This is a genomic window from Sulfurivirga caldicuralii (assembly GCF_900141795.1).
Lineage (GTDB): Bacteria > Pseudomonadota > Gammaproteobacteria > Thiomicrospirales > Thiomicrospiraceae > Sulfurivirga > Sulfurivirga caldicuralii.
Map to the genome: position 1 here is coordinate 298,656 of NZ_FSRE01000002.1, position 24,960 is coordinate 323,615.

Annotated in this window: 22 protein-coding genes; 11 read left to right on the plus strand and 11 right to left on the minus strand. The window is 59.0% G+C overall.

Annotated elements, in window-relative coordinates; all coding sequences use genetic code 11:
- Positions 1–187 precede the first annotated feature (187 nt).
- A complete protein-coding gene (locus BUQ81_RS04640) occupies positions 188–2,581 on the plus strand; it encodes a Lon protease family protein (protein ID WP_074201213.1) in 2,394 nt (797 codons plus the stop codon).
- Between the two features lie 106 nt (positions 2,582–2,687).
- On the opposite strand, the gene BUQ81_RS04645 is transcribed toward BUQ81_RS04640, so the two are convergent.
- Positions 2,688–3,215, minus strand: coding sequence for a DUF2062 domain-containing protein (locus tag BUQ81_RS04645; protein WP_074201214.1), 528 nt, complete (start codon positions 3,213–3,215; stop codon positions 2,688–2,690).
- Positions 3,216–3,218: 3 nt separating this feature from the next.
- On the opposite strand from BUQ81_RS04645, the gene BUQ81_RS04650 reads away from it, so the two are divergent.
- The 5 genes from BUQ81_RS04650 to BUQ81_RS04670 are packed head-to-tail and all read left to right on the plus strand — an operon-like array spanning position 3,219 to position 7,755.
- Positions 3,219–5,540, plus strand: a complete 2,322-nt coding sequence (locus tag BUQ81_RS04650; RefSeq protein WP_074201215.1) for a DNA internalization-related competence protein ComEC/Rec2 — start codon at positions 3,219–3,221, stop codon at positions 5,538–5,540.
- On the plus strand, positions 5,537–6,592 hold the full coding sequence (gene lpxK / locus BUQ81_RS04655) for a tetraacyldisaccharide 4'-kinase (protein WP_074201216.1): 1,056 nt from the start codon (positions 5,537–5,539) through the stop codon (positions 6,590–6,592). The genes BUQ81_RS04650 and lpxK overlap by 4 nt, the downstream gene beginning before the upstream one ends.
- On the plus strand, positions 6,531–6,734 hold the full coding sequence (locus BUQ81_RS04660; protein ID WP_074201217.1) for a Trm112 family protein: 204 nt from the start codon (positions 6,531–6,533) through the stop codon (positions 6,732–6,734). Before lpxK ends, BUQ81_RS04660 begins: the two co-directional genes overlap by 62 nt.
- A complete protein-coding gene (kdsB, locus tag BUQ81_RS04665; protein ID WP_074201218.1) occupies positions 6,731–7,555 on the plus strand; it encodes a 3-deoxy-manno-octulosonate cytidylyltransferase in 825 nt (274 codons plus the stop codon). Before BUQ81_RS04660 ends, kdsB begins: the two co-directional genes overlap by 4 nt.
- Positions 7,552–7,755 (plus strand): hypothetical protein, encoded by a 204-nt coding sequence (locus tag BUQ81_RS04670; RefSeq protein ID WP_074201219.1) that lies wholly within the window; start codon positions 7,552–7,554, stop codon positions 7,753–7,755. Before kdsB ends, BUQ81_RS04670 begins: the two co-directional genes overlap by 4 nt.
- Here the strand turns inward: BUQ81_RS04670 and BUQ81_RS04675 are convergent.
- The 10 genes from BUQ81_RS04675 to BUQ81_RS04720 form a co-directional block, all read right to left on the minus strand.
- Positions 7,732–8,973, minus strand: a complete 1,242-nt coding sequence (locus tag BUQ81_RS04675; RefSeq protein WP_074201220.1) for an EAL and HDOD domain-containing protein — start codon at positions 8,971–8,973, stop codon at positions 7,732–7,734. The two genes, BUQ81_RS04670 and BUQ81_RS04675, sit on opposite strands and share 24 nt — an antisense overlap.
- A gap of 57 nt (positions 8,974–9,030) precedes the next feature.
- The gene (locus BUQ81_RS04680; protein WP_074201221.1) at positions 9,031–9,321 is read right to left on the minus strand and encodes an EscU/YscU/HrcU family type III secretion system export apparatus switch protein; all 291 of its coding nucleotides are present in this window, start codon (positions 9,319–9,321) and stop codon (positions 9,031–9,033) included.
- Positions 9,318–10,310 (minus strand): hypothetical protein, encoded by a 993-nt coding sequence (locus tag BUQ81_RS04685; RefSeq protein ID WP_074201222.1) that lies wholly within the window; start codon positions 10,308–10,310, stop codon positions 9,318–9,320. The genes BUQ81_RS04680 and BUQ81_RS04685 overlap by 4 nt, the downstream gene beginning before the upstream one ends.
- Positions 10,307–11,107, minus strand: a complete 801-nt coding sequence (locus BUQ81_RS04690) for a prepilin peptidase (RefSeq protein ID WP_074201223.1) — start codon at positions 11,105–11,107, stop codon at positions 10,307–10,309. The genes BUQ81_RS04685 and BUQ81_RS04690 overlap by 4 nt, the downstream gene beginning before the upstream one ends.
- A gap of 98 nt (positions 11,108–11,205) precedes the next feature.
- Entirely contained in the window at positions 11,206–11,586 is a 381-nt protein-coding gene (queD, locus tag BUQ81_RS04695; protein WP_074201224.1) for a 6-carboxytetrahydropterin synthase QueD, read from the minus strand.
- A 17-nt stretch (positions 11,587–11,603) separates the two neighbouring features.
- Complete coding sequence (locus tag BUQ81_RS04700) at positions 11,604–12,473, minus strand: polyprenyl synthetase family protein (protein ID WP_074201225.1); 870 nt, start codon at positions 12,471–12,473, stop codon at positions 11,604–11,606.
- A gap of 102 nt (positions 12,474–12,575) precedes the next feature.
- On the minus strand, positions 12,576–13,178 hold the full coding sequence (locus BUQ81_RS04705; RefSeq protein WP_074201226.1) for a peroxiredoxin: 603 nt from the start codon (positions 13,176–13,178) through the stop codon (positions 12,576–12,578).
- A 95-nt stretch (positions 13,179–13,273) separates the two neighbouring features.
- A complete protein-coding gene (locus BUQ81_RS04710) occupies positions 13,274–14,146 on the minus strand; it encodes an SDR family NAD(P)-dependent oxidoreductase (protein WP_074201227.1) in 873 nt (290 codons plus the stop codon).
- Positions 14,146–15,549 (minus strand): PhoH family protein, encoded by a 1,404-nt coding sequence (locus tag BUQ81_RS04715; RefSeq protein ID WP_074201228.1) that lies wholly within the window; start codon positions 15,547–15,549, stop codon positions 14,146–14,148. Before BUQ81_RS04715 ends, BUQ81_RS04710 begins: the two co-directional genes overlap by 1 nt.
- Complete coding sequence (locus BUQ81_RS04720) at positions 15,550–16,026, minus strand: peroxiredoxin (protein ID WP_074201229.1); 477 nt, start codon at positions 16,024–16,026, stop codon at positions 15,550–15,552.
- A gap of 144 nt (positions 16,027–16,170) precedes the next feature.
- Between BUQ81_RS04720 and dapA the strand changes: the two genes are divergently transcribed.
- From dapA to minC, 5 genes are all read left to right on the plus strand, one after another.
- Complete coding sequence (dapA, locus tag BUQ81_RS04725; protein WP_074201230.1) at positions 16,171–17,049, plus strand: 4-hydroxy-tetrahydrodipicolinate synthase; 879 nt, start codon at positions 16,171–16,173, stop codon at positions 17,047–17,049.
- Positions 17,049–18,185, plus strand: a complete 1,137-nt coding sequence (gene bamC / locus BUQ81_RS04730; RefSeq protein ID WP_074201231.1) for an outer membrane protein assembly factor BamC — start codon at positions 17,049–17,051, stop codon at positions 18,183–18,185. The genes dapA and bamC overlap by 1 nt, the downstream gene beginning before the upstream one ends.
- A 67-nt stretch (positions 18,186–18,252) precedes the next feature.
- The gene (gene purL, locus BUQ81_RS04735) at positions 18,253–22,125 is read left to right on the plus strand and encodes a phosphoribosylformylglycinamidine synthase (protein WP_074201232.1); all 3,873 of its coding nucleotides are present in this window, start codon (positions 18,253–18,255) and stop codon (positions 22,123–22,125) included.
- Between the two features lie 106 nt (positions 22,126–22,231).
- Positions 22,232–24,148, plus strand: coding sequence for a 5'-nucleotidase C-terminal domain-containing protein (locus BUQ81_RS04740; protein WP_074201233.1), 1,917 nt, complete (start codon positions 22,232–22,234; stop codon positions 24,146–24,148).
- 114 nt (positions 24,149–24,262) lie between these two features.
- Positions 24,263–24,952, plus strand: a complete 690-nt coding sequence (gene minC / locus BUQ81_RS04745; protein ID WP_074201234.1) for a septum site-determining protein MinC — start codon at positions 24,263–24,265, stop codon at positions 24,950–24,952.
- The last annotated feature ends 8 nt before the right edge of the window (positions 24,953–24,960 follow it).

Below are 24,960 nucleotides of genomic sequence, written 5' to 3' on the forward strand. Positions count from 1 at the left end.
TCATGGGGATAGCCACCTTTGACAGTTGTCGTGTCCCCATCTGGCGTTACGCCTTCAGTCCTACTCTTTCGTGAAGGAAGTTGCACCATATTCGTGCCAAGCCGCCCAGCAGTGAGTGGTGATAAAATGCCCCAATCAAGTTTTGACAGGCCTGCATGGGCCTGTTTTCGTTTAAGGAGTTTCACACTTGAAAGCATTGAGCGCTGAGCAGCTGTATCGTCCCACCCGTTTCGAGAAGGATCCGCGTCAAAAGAAGTGCGATCTGCGCGAGTACATGCGTCAGGTGCATCCACGGGCCTATCAGTCGCTGGCGTTCGGGCTGCATCTCAAGCGCAATCAGAATCACATATTTGTGCTAGGTGAGCCGGGCGTTGGCCGCATCGGAATGGTGCGTGCCATGCTGGAGCAGGCCGCATCGGAACGGCCCGCACCGGATGATGTGGTGCTGGTGGCTGATTTCAACCAGCGCAACCAGACACGCTATCTCTACTTTCCGGCGGGGCAGGGCGTAGCCTTCAAGACGGCAGTGGAGTCGTTTATCGCCCAGCTGAAAACCCAGTTGCCAGTCATTTTTGACGGCGTTGCCTACCAGCGCCGCAGTCACGAGCTGGAGCAGTGGCTGAACGAACGCCAGGAAGCGGTGCTTCAGCCCGCCTTCGAGCTGGCCAAGAAACTGGGTGTCGAGATCAGTCAGGGTGACAACAGCTTCATGCTCTATGTGCTCCATGAAGGCGAGCGCTATCGCCTCAGTGAACTCAAGGCCAAGGATGAGGCGCTGTACGAGAAGTACGAAAAAGCCATTGACGAAGTTGAACGGGCTCTCAACGAAGGCTTGAGTCACTTTCCACAGCTGCAGCACGAATATCTGGAAGCAGGCAAGAAGCTTAATACGGAAACGGCACTGGCCCAGGTGGAGCCGCTGGTGGAAAAGCTCAAGGCGCGTTTTGGCGACCGGCAGGCGACGCAGACCTATCTGGACGACCTGAAAAAGGCTGTGGTGGCGCGCCTGCATCTGTTCTGGGATCAGAATGCTGACCAGGTCACCACCTTTGCACCGGAAACCAGCCTGGACGAACTGATCAACGAACAGCAGGGCATGGCCATTTTTGGCGTCAACCTGCTGGTGGATAACAGCGGCCTGACTCATGCGCCGGTGATCTACGAAGACAACATCAGCCTGGCGAAACTGATGGGCTATACCATTCATGCGCAGGCGCAGAACAGCACTGGCGATACGCTGGCGCTGGCGATGAACCATCGGGCGGGTCTGCTGCAGGAGGCGCACGGCGGCTTTCTGATGCTGCCGGTTGAAAAGGTGCTGGCGGATGGCGAAATCTGGGCGCAGCTGAAAGCGGCGCTGATGGGCAAGCGCCTCAGCTTTGCCGTTCCACAGGGTAATGCGGTGGTGCCGTATCACCTGCCGGATTTTCCGTTGGAGCTGACCTTGGTACTGGTGGGTGAGCCGGCGCACTTCTATGCGCTGCAGCAACTGGACAGCGAGTTTGATCGCATTTTCAAGGTGCAGGTGGAGTTCGAAAGCGAGCTGGAGCGCACAGCCGAATTTGAAGCGGCGCTGGCTGTCCGACTGGCGGATGAGGTGGGGCGCTGGAACGATCTTCCGCTGGAGGTGAGTGCGCTGGAACGCATTGTGGAGTATGCCGCTCGGCTGGCAGAAGATCAGCACCGCCTGTATGCCAACAAGGCGGCCCTGCGGGACATGATGGCCGAAGCCAATGCCTGGGCGCGTGCCAATGACCGTTCAGCCGTGACGCGAGACGTGGTGGAAGCGGCCATTGCCCAGCGCGCCTTTCACACCGGGCTGGTAGAGCACTATTACCATCGCGCCATTACGGATGAGCAGATTCTGCTGGCCCTGCAGGGTCGTCGTATCGGTCAGGTAAATGGCCTGACGTGGATTTCCATTGGCAAGCATGCCTTTGGCCAGCCGGTGCGCATTACCGCGCAGGCGTCGGCCGGTGACGAAGGCGTGGTGGACATTGAGCGTGAGGTGGAAATGGCCGGGCCGATCCATAGCAAGGGGGTGCTGATTCTGTCCGGTTATATTCGCGGTCAGTATCTGCAGCAGCGCAACTACGGCTTTTCGGCGTCCGTGGTGATGGAGCAGACCTACGATGGCATTGAGGGCGACAGCGCCTCACTGGCAGAGTTGTGTGCGCTGATCTCTGCCCTGTCGCAGACGCCGGTGCGGCAGGATCTGGCCATTACCGGCTCGGTCAACCAGTACGGGGAAGTGCAGCCGGTAGGCGGCGTCAATGAAAAGATCGAAGGCTTTTTCGAGATCTGCAGGGCCAAGGGGTTGACCGGTGAACAGGGTGTGATTATTCCGCTTGCCAATCAACGCCACCTGATGCTCAATCAGGCCGTGCGCGATGCAGTGGCGGCGGGTACGTTCCATATTTATGCGCTCGGGCATGTGGATGACGCGCTGGAGCTGCTTTCCGGCATCACGCCGGGCGTGGCAGACGAAAAAGGCGCGTTTCCGGAAAAAAGCCTGCATGGGCGCGTGCTGGAACGGCTGCGCCAGTGGCATGAAAAGGATGACGAGCATGGCGAGGGGTAAGCGCAAGGCGTTTGCCGAGGTGAATAGGGGCTTGAATCGACTTGCCAGCCTAAGGAAGGTCTCCTAAAGGGAACGAATTCCTGTACTTTTCATATTGATATGCCTTTCAGTGCGCGGCATTCTGCCGCTTGGCACGGCGTTGCGCCCATGTCCGCCCCACGTGCCAGCGCCAGAAACACTCCAGCCCGATATAGCTGAGGCCACCCAGCACGAGGCCAACCACGGCACTGCCCAGATACAGTGGTGCGCCGACCTGTTCGATGATGTGCCATAGTGCGCTGGGCTCAAAACTCCAGTGAATGTCTTGCGGCTTTTCATGCAGAAGCCAGGTGCCGACAAGGTAATTGAAATAGAAGATGGGTGGCATGGTAATGGGGTTACTGATCCAGACCAGTGCAACGCTCAGCGGCAGGTTGGCGCGTGCCGGAATGGCCGTCAGCGCGGATGCAATCATCTGCCACGGAATCGGGATGCTCATCCAGAACAACCCGATGGCGAAGGCCTTTTTCACCGAGTGGCGGTGAAAGTGCCATAATGCCGGGTTGGCGATCCAGTGCGCCAGCCAACCGAACCCTTTGGCGTTCCTGATTTTGGTTGGATCCGGCGCCATTTTTTTGAACAGTTTCTTGGGCATGGCGTGTTTGTACTGTTTGTGGCCGGCACACTGCTGGCACTGACTGCATGGTTTACCCTTGCACCGGAGCTGGCTGTGATCCTTGCTCTCGGTGGCGCAGGTATTTTAACCGTTTTGGCAGTGCGCTTTCGCGCTGTTCGAGCCGCGGTACTCAACCTTGCAGCCGGCTTATCGCTTGGATTGGTTGTCGGTATTTTCTGGATGGCGCAGCATCCAGCCCTGCCAGCGGCCCTTGTGGGCAAGCCCATTGAACTGCAAGGCACGGTGGTTTCCCTGCCCGAAGCGATCTCCACAGCCAGTGACCGAATCTATTATCGTTTCATATTCAAGATTGATGCGGTCGGAAATGATGTGACCGTGCCTCAAGCCCTTCTCCACCAGCGTGTGCAGCTGAACTGGCGAAATCCACCCCAACTTGAACCGGGGCAGCATTGGCATCTGCTGGTGCGCCTGTATCCCGTGCATGGCATGCTCAATCCAGGCGGATTTGATTATGAGGCGTGGGCGCTGACACAGGGGTGGCGCATGCGTGGAACAGTTGCTGGTGGGAAGTTGCTGGGGCAGACGTGGCACTGGCAGCGGTTGCGTCAGGCCTTTTCAGAGCGCGTGGCGAACGCATGGCAGAGCAGTCCCTATGCAGGCTTTTACGATGCGCTCACGTTCGGCGAGCGCAGTCGGCTGACACCTGCGCAATGGCAGGTGCTGCAGCAGACGGGGACGACGCATCTGATGGCCATTTCGGGTCTGCACATTGGGCTTGCGGCTGCGTTGGGTGCGGGCCTGTTTGCATTGCTGTGGCGGTTTATCGTGCCCGTTCAGCGTCTGGCGCGTCCACAGTGGGCAGCACTGGGCGCAGTGGTCTTTGCTGCCGTCTATCTATGGTTGTCGGGGGCTGCATTGCCAGCGCAGCGGGCATTTCTGATGGTGGGGGTGGCCGTTGGACTGGTGTGGTTGCGCCGCCCGTTTCTCACCTTCAATGCCCTCGCACTGGCGGCGCTGCTCATCGTGCTGTGGCAGCCAGCCAGTGTATTGAGCGCCAGCTTCTGGCTGTCCTTTACCGCGGTTGCAGTCATTGTGCTGACACTGCAAAACCCTTGGGTCAAGGCGCGTCCTGGCTGGCAGCAGTTTCTTATTGTGCAGTTGGCCCTCCTGCTTGCATTGTGGCCATTGACGGCGTTTTTCTTCAATCAGGCGGCGGGTTGGCGCGGGCTGATCAATCTGATTGCAGTGCCGCTGGTTTCCTTCTTCTATCTGCCAATGCTCCTGCTGGGTGCCATGCTCGGCCTGATCGCCCCACAGACTTTGCAGGCTGTGTCCCCCTGGCTGGATCCGTTATGGGCGCCATTCTGGCAGCTGCTGGAAGGGGTGACGCAACAGCCAGCAGGCATCGCATTGCCGCCGCCACGACCATGGATGCTGGTTTTGTTCATGGTCGTGCTGGTGGCCTGGGCGCTAAAGCGCTACCGTGTAGCGGCAGGCGTTGCCGCTCTGTTTACAGCGCTATGGTTGAGTTTGCCGCTGTGGTTGTCGCGGCCGCACACGGGTCAGTTGTGGGTGACGGTGCTGGATGTGGGGCAGGGACAGGCAGTGGTGCTGGAGACACGTCATCATGTGCTGGTGTATGATCTGGGGCCACGCTGGGAACGACTGGATACGGGCGCGTCGGTGGTGGTGCCGTTTCTGCATGACCGCGGTCATTTCCGAGTGGATCGCCTGATTGCCAGCCATGATGATGTGGATCATGCGGGCGGACTCGCAGCGCTGCGTCGCGCGTTTCCGCAAGCGCGTGTCTATAGTGGTCAGCCCGAGCGCTTCGAGGGCGCGCTAGCCTGCAAGGCGGGTGAAGCATGGCAATGGGATGGCGTCGATTTTCGCTTTCTGTGGCCGCCGCAGGATTTTCACAACCGTCAGGATAATGCCCACAGCTGCGTGCTGCAGGTGTCTGTTGGGCAGACTCGACTTCTGCTGACGGGGGATCTGCCGACCTCACAGGAACGCGCATTGATAAGGCGCCATGGTGAGCAGTTGAGAAGCGTCTGGATGCTGGCAGGCCACCATGGCTCGGCCCATTCAAACAGCGCGCAACTGCTGGACACCGTCAGGCTTCGTCAGGTGGCCGTATCAGCAGGGTACCGCAATTTTTATCACTTTCCTTCGTCCGCTGCGAAAGTCCGCTGGCTGCAACGCGATATTGCCGTGCACTGCACCGGCTGTGAGGGCGCCTTGCAGTATCACGTGGATGCCTCCGGGGTGCAATTGGTGCGACGGGAACGCTGGGCACGGCGTACAATTTTCAGACATTATTGCAACAGGAGCCTGCCGTGAGCTGGCCTTCATTCTGGCTGAAGCGCGATGACTGGCGAAGTCGCGTGCTGAGCCCCTTGGGTTGGTTGACCTGCCACACCGCTCAGCGGCGTCTGCAGCATTTTCGCAACGCCTTTATTCCGGACTTTCCCACCGCTGGCGTTGTCGTGGTGGGCAATATCACCGTCGGCGGCAGCGGCAAGACGCCAGTTTTGCTGGCACTGTCGCGCCTGCTTACCGAGCAAGGTATTGCCCATGGCATTGTCAGTCGAGGCTATGGGGGGCGTGCAGCGCAATACCCATTGCACGTAACGGCTGATACGGATCCTGCTCTGGCCGGGGATGAACCGGTACTGCTGGCCCAGGCGACAGGTGTGCCGGTGGTGGTGGATCCCCGACGGGATCGCGCCGTCTGGACCCTGCTGGAAGCGAACCCGCAGGTGCGCATCGTGCTCAGTGATGACGGGCTGCAGCATTATCGCCTACCGCGCGATTATGAAATCGCGGTGGTGGATGCGCGGGTTGGGCTGGGTAATGGCGCCTGCTTGCCCGCCGGACCCTTGCGCGAGCCTGTGAACCGGCTGCAGCAGGTGGATGCCGTGCTGGTGCAAGGGGAGGCCGCTTTTTCAGGTGTGCAGGCGCAGCCGTTCACGCTGGAGCCGGTGGCCTTTCGCAGTCTGGAGGATGGGCATTGCGTGCCCTTGGATAACTTTTCGGGGCAGTCGGCGGCGGCACTGGCCGGCATCGGGCAGCCTGAGCGCTTTTTTGACACGCTCAGGCGTCTGGGCGTGCAGCTGGCGCGCACCGAACCTCTGCCGGATCATGCCCCCGCGGAGGCCATCCGAGCGGCCTTGGCCAGCCACGACGGTCCCTGGCTGATGACGGCAAAGGATGCGGTAAAATGCCCGAAACCACTGGCGAATGTCTGGGCGCTGGAAGTGGAAGCGCGTCTTGCAGATGCTTTCCGGACCGCCTTTTTGCAACGCATCGATCAACTGCTCGAGGAAAAATATGAACCCACGCCTGCTGGAAATTCTGGTCTGCCCGCTCACCAAGACGAAGCTGGTGTATGACAGGGACAGGCAGTGGCTGGTCTCGACGGCCGCCAAGTTGGCCTATCCCATTCGTGACGACATTCCCATCATGCTCGAAGACGAAGCGATTCAGCTTGATGAGGCGCAGGTGGAACACTACCGCAAGCTGAAGTCCGCATGAACTTCAAGGTTGTCATTCCTGCACGTCTGGCGTCATCACGATTGCCGGGCAAGGTGCTGCTGGATGTGGCCGGTCATCCCATGCTGGAGTGGACCTGGCGCAATGCGGTGGCCAGTGGTGCGGATGAGGTGGTGGTGGCCACGGACAGTGACAAGGTGGCGGCACTGTGCGAGCAGCTGGGGGCCGTGGTGTGCATGACCGACCCGGCGCATCCTTCTGGCACCGCTCGCCTGGCTGAGGTGGTGGAGCATTACGGCTGGGATGCGGATGCCATCGTGGTGAATGTGCAGGCGGACGAGCCCATGCTGCCGCCGCAGCTGGTCCGTCAGGTGGCCAGGGGGGTGGCCCATGATGCGGTAGCACGCATGGCCACGCTGTGTGAACCCATCGACTCGCTGCAGACACTGCTGGATCCCAATGCGGTCAAGGTGCTGCGGGATATCAACGATCACGCCATGATCTTTACCCGGGCTCCGAATCCATGGGCGCGAGATGCCTTTTCCGACCTGTTGCAGAGGGGGGTCCCCGACTTTTTGCAGGACGAAAAAAATGCCCTGCTGAATCTGTCGCCCTATCGCCGCCATATCGGCCTGTATGCCTATCGTGCCGGCTTTGTGCGCCAGTATGTACGCTGGCCGGCCTGTATGGCGGAGCAGCTGGAAAATCTCGAGCAGCTGCGCGTGCTCCATCATGGCGAAAAGATTCTGGTGCTGGATGCACTGTGCAGTGCCGGGGTGGGGGTAGATACGCTGCAGGATCTGGCGCGCGTAAATGCGTTGCTGGCAGGACGTCAACCGGGCGAGGCGCTGCCGTGTGGATGAAGTTGCTCAGTGCCCTGCTGATTGCCGGGTTTCTGTATTACATGGTACGCCGCAAACTGCAGCAGCGGCGGCTGGAGCGCGAGGGTGTGGTGATTGAGCCATCGGCTGGCATGCGGCCCATTACCATTCTGGCGCTGCTGATGCTGGGCATGTACGGCGGCTACATGCTGTTTCATCTACTCAGTCGCAGCAGCAGCTGACATCAGCTCATGGAACTCTTCATTGGCGGATACCACGCTTTCCAGATAGCGCTGTTGCAGGGATGAGGGCAGGGTATCTCCCTTGTTCTGTTCCATCTTTTCAACGGATAACAACAGCTGCCCCATGGGGCCCTGCTTTTCCAGCAGCGCCAGTTTGAGTGCTTCATCCAGCGGCATCTGCTGGAGCAGGGTGGCCATATCCACTTGGGTGATGACATCCAGCTTTGACAAAAGGCCGGCCAGATAATAGCTGTCCTCGTCCTCGCCATTTTCCGCGGCGCTGCGAGCCATGAAGTGGGCGCGGATCAGCGCCAGGCGCAGCACTTCAGGGTCCAGATCTTCAAACTGCGCCAGGCTGATCATGCTCACCCACGCCTTAACCCGGTTAATGCCAAAAAAGTGCAGTACCTGAAAGATGGAGTGGAAATGCAGGTCTTGTGCGCTGTCGGTGTTCTGCTGATTGGCCAGCAGCAACAGCCGTGAAGATAGGCCGGGGTCGTTGCCGACCAGGCCTGCCAACTCCTGAAGATGAGCATTCGGGTTGTTGATTCGGCCCAACAGCTGCAGCAAAACCAGTTTGGAAGCCTCGATGGTTTCCGTTTTCAGGGTGACCGGTTTGGCATAAAAATAGCCTTGGAAGTAATCATAGCCGCCGTCCAGACAGGCCCGATGAATCTCCGGGGTTTCCACCTTTTCGGCCAGCAGGGCTGCGTCCGTATATTTGCGCACCGTTTTTGCAACATGGCGGATCTGCTGGGGGGTCAGGCCGAGAATTTCCACCTTGATGATATCGGCCAGATTCAGTAGCGACTGGTGCTCGCTTTTAAGGACAAAGTCATCAAGTGCCAGCGTATAGCCCATGCGCTTGAGCGCTCGCAGGGTCTGCATCACCTTTTCAGTTGCTGGTACCGTTTCGAGAATTTCGATGACAATCGTCTGCGGCCCGAAAGCAGGCGGTTGAAAGGGGCCTTCAAAAAAGGCGGGCGGAAAGTTGATGAAGGCCTTTTTGCCGCCGGTCAGCCTGCGGACGCCATTGGCCATGAGAAACGTATCCAGCACCTGTGCAGTGGCCCGATCCGGATCAACATCCTGAACACTGAGGGCGTGATCCCGGAACAGGAACTCATAGGCAAACACGCTCCCCTCCCGATTATAGATGGGCTGACGACCGATGAGACTGGGGCGCAGTGCATCTCTGCCGGGGTGAGAACGCGTCATGGTGCAGAAACGGACAGGCTGGAGGGGCCATGGAGCGGGTGCAGTGTCATCACGGCGCTAATTGTTTTTTGGGGAATGTGTATCTTGCTTAATACGGTAAACGAATGCAAGCAGCTGCGCTACGGCTTCATAGAGTTCCCGGGGGATTTCTTGATCCAGCTCAATTTGCGACAACAACGCGAGTAGCGCTTCATCGTGTTGCACCGGAACGCCGGCCTGCCGCGCCAGCTCGATAATCTGCTGCGCAATCAGTCCCTGGCCCTTGGCCACCACGCGCGGGGCGCCCTTGCCCTCATACTTGAGGGCGACCGCCTTTTTGCGCGCATCGGGGTCTGTCCGGTTGCTCATGCCTTGATGGATACCTTTGGTGCGGCCGGCTGCAGCAGCGGGGTCTGTTGCCAGTGCAGTGCGGCCACCTCGAACCCGCTTTCGGCCATCCATGCTTTCAGCTCTGAAAGATGTTGTTCCAGTTGGGGCTGCCAGAAGGGGTGGTCGCTCCAGGCCTGCAGGGTCAGTGAATGATTCAGCAGTTGGATGCCCAGCTGCAAGGTGCCTTCCTTGTCAAAATCCAGTTCAAGCAATGCACGCCAGGCTTTGGCGCTGTCTGCTGAAGTTGCCGTGTCCGCATCGGGCTCAATGACCAGTGTGCCCTGCAGGACGCCACTGTCGGGGGCAAACAGCAGCGGCACCACCAGGTGCTGCTCGCTGAGCGTGCGCGCCTGATGGTGACCGATATGGCGCAGCATGGCGCGAATGGGTGCTACCAGCGCTTCCTCCTTCTCCTGCGCCTCAGCAAGAAGCTTGAGCAGAGTGGACTTGATGTCCTGAGGCGGCTGGCGAGTGGCGGCGAGGCGATTTTCAAAAAAGAGGCCGCTTTCGTTGACGGCCTTTTCCAGCGTCTTACCGGACAGGCGGTCAGGGGCAATCAAATGCTGGCGCAGCTGCTGCACCAGCGGTTGCAAGCTCGCCGGGAGCGCTGACAGGGGAATCTGCTGCAGAACCTGCGTCAGCGCCGTGGCAACCGGCTGGGCCGCGGGCGTCAGCAAGGATGCGAGGGGTGAAGTGGCAGTGCCCTGAGCGGATGGCTGGGGAATCAGTTGCCACTGCCCCTGGCTGAACTGCACGCGCAAGGTGTAGTGCTGTCCCGCAGCAAGTGGGCGCTCGGACCGGGCGGTAAGCAGTTGATCACCGATTTTGAGGGTCACCTGTTCGGGGCGCACGCTCACCACCTCTGCCTCGATCAGTTGACCCGGTTTCAGCGCCAGCGTGTCCACCAGCCGGCTGCTGAGCGACAGCGTCTGCAGCGGTGGAGGTGTGGGCTGAATGGGCAGGTTCATGGCATCAGCAGCTGTCGATTGATGGCTTCACCCCAGTAGAGCCACATCAGTCCGGCCAGGGCCAGATAGGGGCCAAAGGCAAAGCGTACGCTGCCCCGGCCGATCAGACGCAGGCTTAGCTGGATAACCAGACCGGACAGGGCCGAGATCAGAATCAGGGCAGGGATGGCTTCAGGACCAAACCAGGCGCCCAGCGCGGCGAGCAGTTTGAAATCGCCATAGCCCATGCCCTCCTTGCCAGTGACGAGTCTGAACACCCAGTAGGTGCCCCACAGGATGAGATAGCCCAGCGCCGCACCGAAAATGGCCTCCTGCGCTGAGATGGACCACCAGCCGAAGGCGCTGGCCACCAGTCCGAGCCACAGCAGGGGCAGGGAGAGAGCATCGAGAATGAGCTGATGCTCCAGGTCGATGACGGTGATAAGCAGCAGCAGCCAGCTGAAGGCAACAGCCAGTGCGCCCTGCAGGGTCATTCCAAATTGATACACCGCCAGCACGGTCAGCAGCGCCGTGGCCAGCTCAATCAGGGGATAGCGGAGCGAGATAGGGGTGCCGCAGGCATGGCAGCGCCCGCGACTGGCCAGCCAGCTGAACAGGGGAATGAGTCGAGTGGGTGGCAGTTCGGTGTGGCAGGCCAGGCACTGCGAACGGGTTTTCAGATCGAGAATAGGGGGCACCTCGTTGCCTTCGTATTCGGCAATGAGCTTGCGCGGCCAGCGCCAGCTGAGCATGCTGAAAAAACTGCCGAAAATCAGGCCGATTACAAAGGCCGCGAAAAGAATAGGCGGATCGTGCATAACGGGTGTCTGCCAGATTGTGCGAATACTGCACAGGGTAGCAGAAAGGCGCGGATGGGGGAACCAGAGGGGTCCCCGACTTTTTCAAGGGGCGTTTTTTACTCGACCGAGAAGGTCACGCAGTTGCGGTCGTTTTCCCACACGGTAATGGCACTGACCTGCCGCTGCGGGGTATCGATGCGTTCGGCGAGGCGTTCGAACAGATAGGCGGCGATGTTTTCCGCGGTAGGATTCTGGTTCTGAAAAGCGGGGTGGTCGTTGAGGTAAGTGTGATCCAGCTCGGCCACCACCGCCTTGGCATGGCGCTTGATTTCCTTGAAGTCGATCACCATGCCCACGTCATCGAGCTGCTCACCCGTCACCATGACCTCAACTTTCCAGTTGTGGCCGTGCAGCTTGGCGCAGTCGCCGTCGTAGCCGTGCAGGCGATGGGCGGCAGCGAAATCCAGTAGGGTCTTGAGGGTAAAGCGTTTTTTCATGGCGGGGGATTATACCCTCAGTGGCTGCGTTTGGCGATGTAATCGATGAGCTGGTGAAATACCGGCTGGCGAAACGGCAGGGTATCCAGCAGGTGGTGGCAGTCTGCAATCAGTTCATCGCGATAGACCTTGGCGGCTTCCAGACCCATCAGCGCCGGATAGGTGTTTTTGTCAAGCGCGGCATCACTGCCGGCGGGCTTGCCGAGTATCTCGCTGCTCTGCTCCACGTCGAGAATGTCATCATGTACCTGAAAGGCGAGCCCCAGCGTCTTGCCCAGCTTTTCAAGGGTGGGCGCGAGGGTTTCGTAGTCGTTAGAAGGGGCTGCGCCCATCACTAGTGCGGCCTGAATGAGTCGGCCGGTCTTGAGGGTGTGGATATGTTCCAGTTCGGCTTTCGAGATGGGCTTGCCGGTCGTCTCCACATCCAGCATCTGCCCGGCGACCATGCCGCAGCTGCCGGCAGCGGCCGTAAGCGTGCGCAGTTGGCGCAGGCGAATGGTGTCGTCGAGATCATCTGCATGCGCCAGTAATTCAAAGGCCTCGTTGAGCAGGGCATCACCCGCCAGAATGGCGGTGGCTTCATCAAAGGCACGGTGCACGGTGGGTTTGCCACGGCGCAGGTCGTCGTCGTCCATGGCGGGCAGGTCATCGTGCACCAGGGAGTAGGCGTGCACCAGCTCGATGGCCATGGCGGCGGGATCGAGCGGTTCCGGCGGCAGCCCGCAGGCTTCGCCCGTCAGCCACACTAGCGCGGCACGAATGCGCTTGCCGCCATCCAGCGTAGCATACCGCATGGCCGAGGCCAGCGGGTCGGGTGCGCAGTGGGGATGAAAGTGGCGGTGGAGCAGGTCTTCCACCCTTTGCTGGTAGGGCTTGAGGGCTAGCATCTCATGTCTCGGCGTTGCGGAATCTGGGATTATGCCGGAATTGCGGGCAATAAAAAAGCCGCATCACAGGATGCGGCTTTTCGACTTGCGCTGTAAAGCGACTTACAGTTCGTCGGCGTGTTTGGACAGGTATTCGGCAACGCCTTCGGGGGTGTCCTTCATGCCGGGCTTGCCTTTCTGCCAGCCGGCCGGGCACACTTCGCCGTGGGTTTCGAAGAACTGCAGGGCTTCGACCATGCGGATGGTTTCGTCCACATTGCGGCCCAGTGGCAGATCGTTGACCACTTCGTGGCGCACGATGCCGTCGCGATCGATGAGGAAGGTGGCACGCAGAGCCACATTGCCTGGATGGCGCACGCCATAGGCGTCCATGATGCTGCCGCCTACATCCGCCACCAGCGGGAAGCGTACGGGGCCGAGACCACCTTCGTTAACCGGGGTGTTGCGGTAGGCGTTGTGGGTGAACTGGGAGTCGATGGAGATGCCCACGACCTTGGTATTCAGCTCCTTGAACTTGTCGATGCGGTGATCGAATGCCAGAATTTCGGAAGGGCACACAAAGGTGAAGTCCAGCGGGTAGAAGAAAACCACACCGTAGGAGCCGTTCAGGTACTCCTTCAGGTTGAAGTTTTCTACGATGGTGCCGTCTTCCAGCACCGCTGCAGCGGTAAAGTCGGGCGCCGGTTTGGTAACCAGTACTGACATGGGATGCTCTCCTTGATTTGATGGTTGAGGTTCAGGCGGATTTTGCCACAAAAAAAACAATCACTCAAGCAAACAATGTTTGCATTTTTCTATCATTACCTTTTCCCATTCCCGCCCGCCTTCAGTAGCAGCCGATCCAGCAAGGGGGTGGGCAGCAGGCGTTTCAGCCAGGCAAAGGCATGGGTGGGAACCGTGACCGGATAGCGTGCCGCTGGTGCACGACGGGTCAGCGCAAGCAGCAGCTTGTCGCTGACCGCTTCCGGTCCCAGCGTAAAGGGGGCTGCTGGGCCTTCCTTTTTCAGGCGCTGAATCATGGCCTCGTACTGGGCGCGGTGGGCACTGTGTTCGGCGTCGATCCAGCGCTGGAAGGCGGCGTAGGCGTTTTCGCGGAAGCGTGAGGTTATGGGGCCCGGCTCGATCAGCACCACATCGATGGGCTCATCCCACAGCTCAAGGCGCTGCGTGTCGGCCAACCCCTCCAGTGCGAACTTGGAGGCGTTATAGGCGCCGCGATAGGCCATGGCAGCAAAGCCAAGCACCGAGCTGTTGTGCACGATGCGGCCGCCGTCAGGATGCTGGCGCAGGTGGGCGATCATGTGGTTGGTGAGCACCTGCGTGCCGAACACGTTGGTATGGAACTGGGCCAGCAATGCCTCCCGACTCAGGTCCTCCACCGCCCCCGGCAAGCCAAAGGCGCCATTGTTGAACAGGCCACGTAGTCGCCCGCTTTCGCACAGACTCAATGCAGCGTCGAATCCCGTCGCAATCGAGGTATCGTCGTCCAGATCCAGCTGGACACTCTTGAGCCCTTCCTGTTGCAGGCGCGTGACATCTTTCGCCTTGCGCGCCGAAGCGATGACGTCGAAGCCCGCCTGATTGAGCGCATGGGCGGCGTGGTAGCCGATGCCACTGGAACAGCCGGTGATCAGCACGCTGTCGCCGGGTTGAAGCGGGGGTGCATGCTTCATTACAGATGCTCCGCCGCCCATTCAGCCAGGCGCGAGCGTTCCCCCTTCTGCAGGGTGACGTGTGCACTGTGATCCCAGCGCTTGGAACGATCCACCACATAGGTGAGCCCGCTGGTGGTTTCGGTCAGATAGGGCGTGTCGATCTGTGCCAGGTTGCCGAGACAGACCATCTTGGTGCCCGGCCCCGCACGGGTGATCATGGTCTTCATCTGCTTGGGGGTGAGGTTCTGCGCTTCGTCGATGATGATGAACTTGTTGACGAAAGTGCGCCCGCGCATGAAGTTCATGGACTTGATCTTGACGCGGTCATTGAGCAGGTCCTGCGTGGCCTGGCGCTGCCACTGGTTGTGTCCGCCCTTGTCCATACCAAGCAGCACTTCCATGTTGTCCAGCAGCGCGCCCATCCAGGGCGTCATCTTCTCTTCCTCGGTGCCCGGAAGGAAACCGATATCCTCGGCGATGGGGATGGTGGCCCGGGTCATGATGATTTCTCGGAAGCGATTCTCTTCCAGTGTCTGTTCCAGCGCGGCCGCCAGCGTGAGCAGGGTCTTGCCGGTGCCGGCCTGGCCAACGAGGGTGACGAAGTCGATATCCGGGTTCATCAGATGGTTGAGCGCCATGTTCTGCTCGGGGTTGAGGGCATGGATGCCCCACACCGCCTTGCTCTGATAGTCGTCCGGATATTCCAGCACCACTTCGGTGCCATTGATTTCGCGCACGATGGCGCTGAAGCCGGCATCGTTCTCGCTGATGAGAAATTCATTGGGAAACCAGCCGGGTTCCTCTTCCAGCTTGAGGCGGTAGTAGGTGTGTCCGTCTTCCTGCCAGGATTCCATGTCCTGGGCATGCTGGCTGTAGAAGTCTTCGGGCAGGCGCGTCCAGCCGGTGTAAAGCAGGTCGGTGTCTTCCAGTACCCGGTCGTTGTAGTAGTCTTCCGAATGCAGACCGACGGCCGCGGCCTTGATGCGCATGTTGATGTCTTTGGTGACCAGGGTAACATCCTGATCCGGGTGGCGCTCCTTGAGCGCGAGTCCCGCTTCGAGAATGCGCGTATCCGCCTTGGCGGAGGAGAGCCCGGGCGGCAGCTCCATTTCCTGCGGTTCGGTTTCGAAGAAGAGTTTGCCCAGTCGGTCGGTATCCTGCGTGCCGGGTCCGGCATATTTGCTCAGCGGAATGCCTTGCTGGATGCTGTCGAAATTTTCTCCGCTGATGAGCTGATCGAGAATGCGGTTGGCTTCGCGAGCATTGCGGGCCACTTCCGACATGCCCTTCTTGTGGTTGTCCAGCTCCTCGAGCACGGTCATGGGCAGATAGACGTCGTGCTCGTCGAAATTGAACAGGGCCATGGGGTCGTGGATGAGGACATTGGTGTCCAGCACAAAAATGCGTTTTGTATTGTCCATTTACTCGGCTCCTGCCTGAAGTTCCTTCAGTTTTTCCAGCACGGCTTCCACGTGACCGGGCACGCGCACCTTGCGCCATTCGTAACGGAGAATCAGGTCAGGGTCAATCAGGAAGGTACTGCGCTCGATGCCCATGTATTCGCGACCATAGTTCTTTTTCAACTTGATTACGTCGAACAGGCGGCACAGGGTTTCGTTCGGATCGGAGATCAGGTCAAAAGGAAACTGATATTTGGCCTTGAAGTTTTCGTGGGACTTGAGCGAGTCGCGCGAGCAGCCGTATATCTCGCAGTTCAATGCCTGAAACTCGGCATAGTGGTCGCGAAAGCCTTCGCCTTCTTTCGTGCAGCCGGGCGTGTTGTCCTTGGGGTAGAAGTAAAGGACGGTCCAGTGTCCGCGGAAATCGTCCTGGGTGATGATCTTGTCACCCGTGGCCTGGGCTTCGAAAGAGGGGATGGGTTGACCGATTTCGACCATGACTTTACTCCTGTGTTGTAAGCGTGGGGTCAACGCTATGCTACACCGCCAGCCGCTATAATAGAAAGCAATTCTATTTCTTGTCTGCCAGTGTGGCAGCGAGTAAGATTAGCCCCGTTTAATCGGCAAGCCAAGGAGCGTCGAGTGATTAAAGGCAGCATCGTAGCGCTGGTGACCCCCATGCGCGATGACGAACAGGTGGATTATGAGGCGCTGGAACGCCTTATTGAATTTCACATCGAGCAGGGGACGGATGGCATCGTTTCCGTAGGGACCACCGGTGAATCTGCCACGCTCGACCACCAGGAACACTGCGATGTCATGCGCTTTACCATCGACAAGGTGGCTGGCCGTATTCCCGTGATTGCAGGCACAGGCTCCAACTCCACACGCGAAGCCATCGAGCTGACCCGCTGCGCCAAGGAGATGGGCGCCGATGCCTGCCTGCTGGTGGCGCCCTATTACAACAAGCCCACTCAGGAAGGGCTGTATCAGCACTACAAGGCCATCGCCGATGCGGTTGCCATCCCGCAGATTCTCTATAACGTACCGGGACGTACAGCCTGCGACATCCTCCCGGAAACCGTTGGCCGTCTTGCGCAGCATCCCAACATAATCGGCATCAAGGAAGCCACCGGTGATCTATCACGTGTGCGCGAGATTCTGCGTCGCGTGGAAGGGGATTTTCTGCTCTATACCGGCGATGACGGCACAGCCATCGACTTTATCCTGCAGGGCGGGCACGGCGGTATTTCCGTGACAGCCAACGTGGTGCCGAAAGCGGTGCATGAAGCCTATCTGGCTGCCATGAGCGGCAATGAACTGATCGCTCAGGAAATCGATGCTCCGCTGCGCGACCTCCATGCCGCCCTGTTCGTGGAGTCCAATCCCATTCCGGTGAAGTGGGCATTGCATGAAATGGGCCTGATTGGCCCCGCCATTCGCCTGCCGCTTACGCCGCTGTCCGAGGATGCACGTCCGACGCTGCGAAATGCTTTGATTAAAGCGGGAGTTGCCCTGTGATGCCTCACTTCAAGACCAAACTGATCGCGGTGGCCGTCGGTGCGACCGTGCTGACTGGCTGTTCTTCCTTTTCCAAGGCGCTCAACTGGGGTGACAGCGTATGGGGCAGTTCAGACAAGAACTACCGAGAACAGGAAGAGCAGCTTGCCGAAAAGCTGGAGGTGCCGCCCACGCTGGTGCGTCCCAAGTCTCAACAGATGGGCCTGCTTAATGGCAAGTATTCCGAAGCCCTGGCCAAGGGCGGCACAGCCAGTGATATCGCCTCCCTGAGCAAGGCCGATATCCCTTCCTACAAGGCGAAGGGAATTCTTGTCAAAGGCAATCTGTGTGAACGCTGGCTTGAACTGGAGAATGCCAGCGCGGACAACGTCTGGGTCGGTGTGCAGAAGTTCCTGCGCTCGCTGGGGTACCCCATTCAGGAAGCTAATCGTGCCACAGGCATCATTCGGACCGAATATGTGCCGCGCAAGGAAGTGGTGCCGCTGGTTGACGTCAGTCCGCTGACCAAGCTGTTCAACAGCTGGCGTCCGGAAACGGCAGAAGGGGCCATGGACCGCTTTATTGTGCATGTGACCGTGGACGGGGAGAGCGGCAAGGCAAAAGTGCTGTTCCACCACCATCAGGTGTTCCATACGGATGATGGCGATATCGACGTATACAGGGTCAAGCCCTACGATCCAGTCAAGGAGCTGGAAATGCTCTATCAGTCCGCCATCTTCTTTGGCGCCAAGGGTGAGCAGGCCTTCAAGCAGGTGGCTGTTTCCGCCAAGCAGATGGAAATTGTCAAGGGCAGCGAGTTCGCCGGTTTGATCCTGCATGCACCGTTGTCGGAAGCGTGGGCGTATGTGCAGTCCATGATCTGGCGAGCCGACTGGGACGTGGAGAAGGTGATTCCGGAACGTCATCAGCTGATCGTCCGTCTGGATAGAAAGAGCGAGGACAAGGGCTTCTGGTCCTCGCTGGCGTTCTGGCGCAGCAGCTCCAGTTTGCCCAAGCGTGTCCTGCTGACCTTGAAACCGGCCGAGGCGCAGCCCAACCATACCGAGCTGACAGTCTCCGCGCTTGAGGGTGATTCACCCCTGACGGCTGAGCAGCGCAAGAAAATCTTTGCCAGGCTGGGGCTGTTGGGTGAGTAAGCCGGACGTGTGAGAAATTAACGTGAATACAAGCCCCTAGGGGCTTGTTTTATTTGGGGAAGAGAGTATGCAGATCATTTGGGGCCATCAGGCACTGACCGATTTCCGTGAACGCAATCTGACCGCACGCGTTCAGCAGCGCGTGTCTGCCGTGGAACGTGTGCGAACTCGCCACGTCTATTTCGTCGACAATCCCCCCCATGACGACCGCGCACAGGCAGTGCTGCACCGCCTGCTGAATGACCAGGTGCTCCCCATTGAGATTAACCGTCAGCCCACGCTGATCGTGATTCCCCGTTTCGGCACCATTTCTCCCTGGGCCAGCAAGGCGACGGATATTGCCCATACGTGTGGCCTTGACGGTATTCAGCGTATCGAGCGCGGCATGGCCGTCTGGCTCGAAGGGGCGGATGCGAGTGTTATTCGTGAGGTGGCTGACCTGCTGCATGACCGTATGATGCAGACCGTCATTACCGATGCGCACGAGGCTGAGCGCCTTTTCGAGGTGCACGAACCCAAGCCGCTGGTTTCCGTGGACATTGTTGGCGAGGGGCGCATTGCACTCGAGCGTGCCAACCGCGAAATGGGACTGGCCCTGAGCGATGATGAAATCGATTACCTGATGCAGAATTACCAGGCCCTGGGGCGCAACCCCACGGATGCCGAGCTGATGATGTTCGCGCAGGCCAATTCCGAACACTGTCGACACAAGATCTTCAATGCGCGCTGGACCATCGACGGCGAAGAAAAGCCGCATACGCTGTTCGGCATGATCCGCAACACCTATCATCATCACAGCGAAGGCATCCTGTCAGCCTATTCCGACAATGCGGCGGTGATCGTCGGGCACGAGGCCGAGCGCTTTTTTCCATTGCCGGATTCCCGCGTGTACGGTGCGCATCGTGAGCCGGTGCACATCCAGATCAAGGTGGAAACTCACAACCATCCCACCGCCATTTCCCCCTGGCCCGGTGCGGCGACAGGGGCCGGCGGCGAGATTCGCGATGAGGGTGCCACAGGGCAGGGCGCCAAACCCAAGGCAGGACTGACGGGCTTTACCGTCTCCAACCTGAATATTCCCGGCTTCAGACAGCCGTGGGAACTGGATTACGGCAAGCCGGCACGCATTGCCTCGGCTTTCGAAATCATGCTGGAAGGGCCCCTCGGTGCGGCCGGCTACAACAACGAGTTCGGTAGACCCGCCATCTGCGGCTACTTCCGCACCTTTGAAACGCCTTTCATGACCCACGAAGGCACTGAAATGCGCGGGTATCACAAGCCGGTCATGCTGGCGGGCGGACTGGGCAATATCCGTGAAATTCACGTGCAGAAACAGCCCATTCCGGTCGGTGCAAAACTTGTGGTGCTGGGCGGCCCTGCCATGCTGATCGGTCTGGGCGGCGGTGCGGCCTCCTCAGTGGATACCGGCACCGGTAGCGAAGATCTGGATTTCGCCTCCGTGCAGCGGGATAACCCAGAAATGGAACGGCGTGCCCAGGAGGTGATCGACCGCTGCTGCTGGCTGGGAAAAGACAACCCCATTGCCTCGATCCATGATGTGGGCGCAGGCGGTCTGTCCAATGCCTTCCCGGAGCTGGTGAATGACGCCGGTCGTGGCGGTGCTTTCGAATTGCGCGATATCCCGTGTGATGAGCCCGGCATGTCGCCCATGGAGATCTGGTGTAACGAGTCGCAGGAGCGCTATGTCATTGCCATTTATCCGGATCGACTGGATGAGTTTGCAGCCATCTGTGAACGGGAGCGCTGTCCCTATGCCGTCGTCGGCGAGGCAACGGAAGACCAGCGTCTGCGCGTGCACGATCGCTATTTCGACAATAATCCGGTCGATCTGCCGCTGAGCGTACTGCTCGGCAAGCCGCCGCGCATGCATCGCGACGTGCAGCGCCGTGATTTGCCGCAGCCCGGCTTTGAAACTGAAGTGCTGGATTTCGAGGATGTGGTGCAGCGTCTGCTGCGGCTGCCCACCATTGCGGACAAGTCCTTCCTGATCACAATCGGAGACCGCACCATTACAGGCATGGTGGCCCGTGATCAGATGGTGGGTCCGTGGCAGGTGCCGGTAGCCGACTGCGCCGTGACCCTGACCGATTACACCGGCTATGCAGGAGAGGCCATGAGCATGGGCGAGCGTCCTGCCGTTGCTCTGGTGAATCCCAAGGCGTCCGCCCGTCTTGCCATTGCCGAGGCCATCACCAACATGGCGGCGGCACGTATCCGTCAGCTGAGCGATATCAAGCTGTCCGCCAACTGGATGGCGGCGGCGGGCCACCCCGGCGAGGATGCCAAGCTTTATGATGCCGTTGAAGCCGTTGGCATGGAGCTGTGCCCCGCGCTGGATCTAACCGTGCCGGTGGGCAAGGACTCGCTGTCCATGAAGACCGTGTGGGAAGAGGAGGGCGAGCAGAAGGCGGTGACGTCGCCGGTGACCCTGGTCATTTCTGCGTTTGCGCCGGTGGTGGATGCGCGGCGTACACTGACCCCGCAGCTGCGCAATGACAAGGGCGAGAGCCGCCTGCTTCTGATCGATCTGGGGCGTGGCAAGCACCGCATCGGCGGCAGTTGCCTGGCGCAGGTGTACAACCAGGTGGGGGATGAGACTGCCGACCTGGATCAGGCAGAAGATCTACGCAACCTGTTCAACGCAGTGCAGGCGCTCAATGAAGCTGACCTGATCTGGGCCTATCACGACCGTTCCGATGGTGGTCTGCTGGTGACACTGGCTGAAATGGCCTTTGCAGGACAGTGTGGCCTCGATGTGGAACTGATACCGCTGGGCAATCGCACCATTGCGGCCCTGTGCGCTGAGGAGCCAGGAGCCGTGCTGCAGGTGCCCGCAGATCAGGTGAAAGCGGTCGAGCGCATTCTTCATGATCACAACCTGTCGGCGTGCAGTCACTGGCTGGGCGAACCGCGCACGGATGGACGCATCGTCCTGCGCCGTGATGGACAGATCTGGCATGAAGCCACTGTAAGCGATTGGCGGCGCATGTGGTCCGAAACTACGCTGCGCATGCAGGCAGCGCGCGATAATGCCGATGTGGTTGCCCAAGCTGAAACGCTGCTGGCGGACGATGCTGCACGCACACGTCTGGTTGCCAAGCCGAGCTTTGATATTGAAGAGAATGTGGCCGCACCCTATATCGCCACCGGTGTGCGCCCCGCTGTCGCTATTTTGCGCGAGCAGGGCGTGAACGGGCAGCAGGAAATGGCCGCGGCATTTGATCTGGCCGGCTTCGAAGCCGTGGACGTGCACATGGAAGATGTGCTGCGTGGTGGCGAGGATCTAACCCGTTTCAAGGGGCTGGTGGCCTGTGGCGGTTTCTCCTATGGGGACGTGCTCGGTGCCGGACGTGGCTGGGCCAGCGCCATTCTGTTCAATGACCAGGCGCGGGCGCGCTTTGAAACCTTCTTCCATCGTGAGGATACCTTTGCACTGGGTGTGTGCAACGGCTGTCAGATGCTTTCCAATCTGAAGGAACTGATCCCGGGTGCCGAACACTGGCCACGTTTTGTACGCAACCGCTCTGAACAGTTTGAAGCGCGTCTGTCGCTGGTAGAAGTCACTGACTCGCCATCCATTCTGTTGGACGGCATGGCCGGTTCCATCATCCCTGTTGCTGTAGCCCATGGTGAAGGGCGTGTCGACTTTGAAGCGGCCGGCAGTGATCCCGACAGCGCACAGCTGGCGATTCGCTATGTGGACGGTCTGGGAGAGCCCACTGAACAGTATCCGCTGAACCCCAACGGCTCGCAGCAGGGCATGACCGGCTTTACCACCACCGATGGGCGTGTCACCATCATGATGCCGCACCCTGAACGGGTTTTCCGTGCCGTACAGCACAGCTGGGCGCCGGATGAATGGCAGGAGCGTGCACCATGGCGGCGCCTGTTCGAAAACGCCCGCAAGTGGGTCGGATAAGGTTATTTATTTACCAAATAAGAAAAAGTGATTATTGCTGTGTATTGAGCAGATAGAATTACTAGGATTCGATTTCGATGTTTAAACCTCAGAAAAGGAGCACTCAATGTCTCTGAACCGCCGCGAATTCATGCACGTTCTTTCCATGGCTGCTGCAGCCGGTATGCTGCCTGGCACTGCCAAGGCGATGTCCGGCAAGGGCGGTATGGCCCCCTTGGATACTATGGAGCAAGCGTATAACCTGCCCATGAAGGGCAAGGTGCGTATCCTGCACATTACCGATACCCACGCGCAGCTCAAGCCCATTTACTTCCGTGAGCCGAACGTAAACCTGGGGGTTGGTCCCTGGGAAGGCAAGCTGCCCCACGTGGTTGGCCATCACCTGCTGAAGCGTCTGGGCATCAAGGAAGGAACGCCTGAAGCGCATGCGTTTACATTCCTGAACTTCCAGGAAGCGGCGGAACTGTATGGCAAGGTTGGCGGTTTTGCCCACCTGAAGACGCTGTTGGATCGTCTGCGTGATCAGGCTGGCGGCAAGCAGAACACCATCACCATGGACGGCGGTGACCTGTGGCATGGCTCTGCAACGGCGCTGTGGACGCGTGGTCAGGACATGGTGGAAGCCTCTAACATTCTTGGTCTGGACATCATGACCGGCCACTGGGAATTCACTTACACCGAAGAAGAAGTGCTGCGCAACCTGAGCAAGTTCAAGGGCGAGTTCCTGGCGCAGAACATCCGTGTGAAGGAAGATGCGCTGTTCGGTGATGAATATCCGGAGATGGTTGCCAAGTACAACGGCATCGGTCTGTACAGTGAAGACGAAGCGCGTCCGTTCAAGCCTTACACCATCAAGGAAGTTAATGGTGAGCGCATCGCCATTATTGGTCAGGCGTTCCCGCGTACCGCGAACGCAAACCCGCGTGCCAACTTTCCGGACTGGTCCTTCGGTCTGCGCGAAGACGAGCTGCGTGATCTGGTGGCCAAGATTCAGGAGAAGGAGAAGCCTGCGGCCATCATCATGATTTCCCACAACGGCATGGACGTGGACCACAAGATGGCCAGCCGCGTGCCGGGCATCGACGCCATCTTCGGCGGCCACACGCACGATGGTATCCCGACCACCATCAATGTGAAGCGTCCTGACGGCGGCATCTGCTACGTGACCAATGCCGGTTCGCAAGGCAAGTTCGTGGGTGTGATGGACCTGGATATCAAGAACGGCAAGCTGGTTGGCGTGGATTACCACCTGTTGCCGGTATTCTCCAACCTGCTGCCGGCAGACAAGGAGATGGAAGCCTTCCTGACCCGTCTGTACAACACCAAGTACGACAAGAATATCATCGAATCCCGCAACCCCGAGTACTACTACAACAAGGATCGTCTGGGCAAGACCTATGCCGAGATCCTGTCTGAAGACCTGGGCACGGCGCCGATGGTACTGTACCGCCGCGGCAATTTTATCGGTACCTGGGACCAGATCTGTGTAAACGCGCTGCGTGAAGAGCATGACACCCAGATTGCCCTGTCTGCCGGTGTACGCTGGGGTACCTCTATCCTCGCAGGCGACAAGATCACCATGGAGCGCGTCATGGATCAGACATCCATGACCTATGGTGAAACCTATCGCAGTGAAATGACCGGTGCCCAGATCAAGGATATGCTGGAAGGTATCGCTGAAAACCTGTTCCAGAAGGATCCGTATCTGCAGTCCGGGGGCGACATGGTGCGTGTCGGTGGTCTGGACTACATCTGTGAACCCAATGCAGAGTTTGGAAAGCGTATTTCTGGTATCACCCTCGACGATGGCACCAAGGTCGAGCCCAACAAGAAGTACACTGTTGCGGGCTGGGCTCAGGTGGATCAGGTGGGCTCCGGTCGCTTGATGTGGGACGTGGTCGCCGATTATCTGCGTCGTCACAAGGGTGATCTGGACAAGCAGCTGCAGAAGATCAACCGTCCGACGCTGAAAGGCGTGAAGGACAACCCGGGTATCGAAGATTACGAAGGCAAGCTGATCTGATCGAACCCGATTTGGCGTGTCCAAAAGCCCGACATTCGTGTCGGGCTTTTTCTATTTTTCTATTCGGAAAGGGCTGACAAACGGTGCAACCCTTTCCCAATGGGAGAGACCGTCATGACACAACCGATTGAACTGAAAGGCTCTGTAATGAGCTTTACTGTGCTCAAGGTGCACAGTGATGACATTGGACAGGTCCAGCATGCACTGGCAGAAAAGGTGCAGCAGGCACCGGGCTTTTTTCAGAATGTGCCGGTAGTAATCGAGCCAACCGTAACAGCTTTGCCACCAACGTTTCTGGCGCAGTTGATGGAGATTCTGCGTCAGAATGGCATGATGCCCATCGGTTTGCGCACCCAGGATGAAGCGATTCGTCAGCAGGCCGAATTTGCCGGACTGGGCATTTTCGATATCGAAACCGGCAAGCGCGCCCGCGCAGAACGTGCCAAACGGGAGAAAGGCGAGTCCTGTGCAGCTGCACCAGGAAAGCTTGTGCTGAAGACAATCCGTTCCGGGCAGCAGGTATATGCCAAAAACCGCGACCTGGTCATTATCGGGAGTGTCAACCCGGGTGCCGAAGTGTATGCGGATGGCCATATTCACGTTTATGGCGCGCTGAAGGGGCGGGCCTTTGCGGGTGCGCAGGGTGATGAAACCGCGCGCATTTTCGTATCCCGCCTCGAGGCAGAGCTCGTGTGTATTGCCGGCCTCTATATTCTGGCGGAAGATATTCCTCCAGCGATTCGTGGCAAAGCGGTGACAGCTTTTTTGCAAAATGAAAAGGTGGAGTTCAGCGAACTCCCATAAACGCAATC

Coding starts and splice junctions, on each gene's coding strand:
- purL (WP_074201232.1), top strand. CDS start 18,253: ATGCAGATCATTTGGGGCCATCAGGCACTGACCGATTTCCGTGAACGC.
- kdsB (WP_074201218.1), top strand. CDS start 6,731: ATGAACTTCAAGGTTGTCATTCCTGCACGTCTGGCGTCATCACGATTG.
- BUQ81_RS04670 (WP_074201219.1), top strand. CDS start 7,552: ATGAAGTTGCTCAGTGCCCTGCTGATTGCCGGGTTTCTGTATTACATG.
- BUQ81_RS04660 (WP_074201217.1), top strand. CDS start 6,531: ATGAACCCACGCCTGCTGGAAATTCTGGTCTGCCCGCTCACCAAGACG.
- BUQ81_RS04710 (WP_074201227.1), bottom strand. CDS start 14,146: ATGAAGCATGCACCCCCGCTTCAACCCGGCGACAGCGTGCTGATCACC.
- queD (WP_074201224.1), bottom strand. CDS start 11,586: ATGAAAAAACGCTTTACCCTCAAGACCCTACTGGATTTCGCTGCCGCC.
- BUQ81_RS04680 (WP_074201221.1), bottom strand. CDS start 9,321: ATGAGCAACCGGACAGACCCCGATGCGCGCAAAAAGGCGGTCGCCCTC.
- BUQ81_RS04700 (WP_074201225.1), bottom strand. CDS start 12,473: ATGCTAGCCCTCAAGCCCTACCAGCAAAGGGTGGAAGACCTGCTCCAC.
- BUQ81_RS04705 (WP_074201226.1), bottom strand. CDS start 13,178: ATGTCAGTACTGGTTACCAAACCGGCGCCCGACTTTACCGCTGCAGCG.
- BUQ81_RS04675 (WP_074201220.1), bottom strand. CDS start 8,973: ATGACGCGTTCTCACCCCGGCAGAGATGCACTGCGCCCCAGTCTCATC.
- BUQ81_RS04645 (WP_074201214.1), bottom strand. CDS start 3,215: ATGCCCAAGAAACTGTTCAAAAAAATGGCGCCGGATCCAACCAAAATC.
- minC (WP_074201234.1), top strand. CDS start 24,263: ATGACACAACCGATTGAACTGAAAGGCTCTGTAATGAGCTTTACTGTG.
- BUQ81_RS04740 (WP_074201233.1), top strand. CDS start 22,232: ATGTCTCTGAACCGCCGCGAATTCATGCACGTTCTTTCCATGGCTGCT.
- bamC (WP_074201231.1), top strand. CDS start 17,049: ATGCCTCACTTCAAGACCAAACTGATCGCGGTGGCCGTCGGTGCGACC.
- BUQ81_RS04715 (WP_074201228.1), bottom strand. CDS start 15,549: ATGGACAATACAAAACGCATTTTTGTGCTGGACACCAATGTCCTCATC.
- BUQ81_RS04685 (WP_074201222.1), bottom strand. CDS start 10,310: ATGAACCTGCCCATTCAGCCCACACCTCCACCGCTGCAGACGCTGTCG.
- BUQ81_RS04690 (WP_074201223.1), bottom strand. CDS start 11,107: ATGCACGATCCGCCTATTCTTTTCGCGGCCTTTGTAATCGGCCTGATT.
- BUQ81_RS04720 (WP_074201229.1), bottom strand. CDS start 16,026: ATGGTCGAAATCGGTCAACCCATCCCCTCTTTCGAAGCCCAGGCCACG.